The sequence below is a fragment of the Vogesella mureinivorans genome (genome assembly GCF_007644035.1).
Classification (GTDB): domain Bacteria; phylum Pseudomonadota; class Gammaproteobacteria; order Burkholderiales; family Chromobacteriaceae; genus Vogesella; species Vogesella mureinivorans.
In genome coordinates this window covers 1-257 of the sequence record NZ_VMTV02000035.1, presented here as the reverse complement: position 1 = coordinate 257, position 257 = coordinate 1, and the positions used below count along the sequence as shown (strand labels likewise).

The following is a 257-nucleotide window of genomic DNA, read 5'->3' as shown; positions in this document are numbered from 1 at the left end:
ACAACAACGCGGCCAGCCCCTGCATTCGCCGCGCCTGCTCGATCGCTACGCGCGCCGCCGCCGCAGCGAGAACGCGCTGGCCGCGCGGGGCTTTGATGCCCTGAACCGCCTGTTCTCGAACGACGCCCTGCTGCCGACCCTGCTGCGCGGCCATGCGCTGGGCCTGGCCGGGGCGATCGCGCCGCTGCGCAGGCTTTGGGTGCAGCGCGCCGCAGGGCTGTAGTTCGGCGCTCAGCTGGGGTTGGGGCTGCGGGCTT

At 73.5% G+C, this 257-nt stretch carries 1 protein-coding gene; it reads left to right on the top strand.

Features of this window, described 5'->3' with window-relative positions; all coding sequences use genetic code 11:
* Positions 1–223: hypothetical protein (locus FLQ44_RS23440; protein WP_206208599.1), on the top strand; the 223-nt coding region annotated here is incomplete at its 5' end.
* Positions 224–257: the final 34 nt, after the last annotated feature.